We start from the raw sequence: 1,232 nt of genomic DNA, 5'->3' as shown, positions 1-1,232 counted from the left end.
GCCGTGACCACGGCCGGGCGGCGGGCCGGTGCCCGATCGGGGTGCGACACGACGGGTCCCTCCGGTAGGCGTCGGGTTGCAACCTACTCGGAGGGACCGTCGGCGTCGCTGTTATCGACCGGTCAACTCACCGGCGGCGGGGTCGGGCCGGGACGGTCCGGTCCCGGCTGGTCGCCACCCGGGTTCGACCCCGGCTGGTCCCCGCCGTACGGAGCGGACGGCGGCGGGTAGCCCGGCTGGTCGGAGCCCTGCGGCTGCCCCGGGGCCGGCGGATAGCCCGGCTGGTCGGGGGCCGACGACTGGCCCGGCGTCGACGGGTACCCCGGCGTGGGCGGGTAACCGGGCTGGCCCGTCTGCGGGTAGCCGGGCTGACCGGACTGCGGGTAGGCCGCACCCGGGGTCGGGGGCTCCCAGCCCTGCTTCGGCTTGCGGAAGAACTCGTTGGCCTTCGGCAGCGCCAGCAGGATCAGCGCGGCGAGCAGCGCGAGCAGCCCGAGCACGCCCAGGAGGGTGGTGACCGGGTTGAACCAGCCGGGCAGCGCCTCGTCGAGGCGACGCTGGATCTCCTCCGCGCTCGGCGCGTCGCCGGTCGTCTGACCGGTGCCGATGCCGCCGCCAAGGCCGCTGACCAGGCCACCGCCCGTGCAGCAGACCATGATGCCGCCGAGCACCCAGGTGGTGATCCGCGATCCGTTGCTGCCCTTGTTGTTGAACACCCCGAGCACGGCCAGCACGACCGCGAGCAGGAGCACGAAGACGGCACCACCGATGGTGATCATCGTGGTGATGTCGGCCAGGTTCTGTGTGCCGTTGGCGTCGGTGCCCCGGTACGCCTCGTCGAGCACCTCCGAGATGGTGCCGACGGTGGCGAGCGTGATGATGAGGCCGATCAGCTGGGTGAGCGCGAACAGCCACAGCAGATACGTGGATATGGTCACCACACCCGGCCGGGTGCGGGCCGGCGTGTTGTGGGAATCGACCATGATTCTCCTTCCCTAGATCGCGGTCACACCGTATCCAGGTCGGGCCACTCCGGCACGTCAGACGGACATTGACCCGCCGAGACGGCGACGATCGCGGCCCCGGGCACGCCTCAGTAGCCGCGCCACTCCGCACGGGCGTACTCGAGCACCCGGGGCTGGAGCAGGGTGGAGGCGGGCACGTCGACCCGGCGGCGGTCGGCCGGGAAGTTGGCGGCGGCGGAGAGGGTCGCCGCGTCGAGGAAGCGCAGC

General features: G+C 72.4%; 1 protein-coding gene. It reads right to left on the bottom strand.

Annotation, left to right across the window (positions count from 1 at the left end):
* Positions 1-122 precede the first annotated feature (122 nt).
* The gene (locus tag AB0B91_RS66200) at positions 123-983 is read right to left on the bottom strand and encodes a hypothetical protein (RefSeq protein ID WP_089002662.1); all 861 of its coding nucleotides are present in this window, start codon (positions 981-983) and stop codon (positions 123-125) included.
* Positions 984-1,232 lie beyond the last annotated feature (249 nt).

The sequence above is a fragment of the Nonomuraea sp. NPDC049141 genome (assembly GCF_040648415.1).
GTDB lineage: Bacteria > Actinomycetota > Actinomycetes > Streptosporangiales > Streptosporangiaceae > Nonomuraea.
Note: the sequence above shows the minus strand (reverse complement) of the source record. Positions and strands in the feature narration are given on the sequence as shown.